This is a genomic window from Methylacidimicrobium cyclopophantes, assembly GCF_902143385.2.
Lineage (GTDB): Bacteria > Verrucomicrobiota > Verrucomicrobiia > Methylacidiphilales > Methylacidiphilaceae > Methylacidimicrobium > Methylacidimicrobium cyclopophantes.
Map to the genome: position 1 here is coordinate 1 of NZ_CABFUZ020000244.1, position 582 is coordinate 582.

The 582-nt window shown below is 62.0% G+C and carries 1 pseudogene; it reads left to right on the top strand.

Annotation, left to right across the window (positions count from 1 at the left end):
• A pseudogene (locus FN369_RS09630) lies at window positions 1–582 on the top strand (pyridoxal-dependent decarboxylase); the annotation flags it as partial.

Genomic DNA, 582 nt, shown 5'->3' on the forward strand with positions numbered 1-582 from the left:
GCTGGCCGCCGGTTTGCCCGCCGAGCGCCCCAATCTGGTACTAGGGACGAACGTCCAGGTCGTTTGGGAGAAATTTTGCCGCTATTTCGAAGTCGAGCCTCGATGGATCCCGGTGACGCCGGGCTGTTACGTCACCACGCCTGCCGGTGTCTCCACCTATGTCGATGAGAACTCGATCGGGGTCGTCGGCATCCTCGGTACCACCCTGACGGGCGAGTACGAGCCGATCGAGGCGATTCACGACGAATTGGTCCGCTGGAAAGAAGCGAAGGGATGGGAAGTTCCCTTGCACGTCGATGCGGCGAGCGGAGGCTTCATCGCTCCGTTCCTCGAGCCGCACTTGCGGTGGGACTTCCGCCTACCGCTGGTCCAGTCGATCAACGTTTCCGGTCATAAATACGGTTTCGTCTACCCCGGCGTTGGATGGGTCCTCTGGCGCTCCCAGGACGCGGTACCCGAGGAGTTGATCTTTCGCGTCAACTACCTGGGAGGGGAAATGCCGACCTTCGGGTTGAACTTCTCCCGCTCGGCGCGCCGGTCGTCGGCCAATACTACAACTTCCTGCGGCTTGGCCGCACCGGC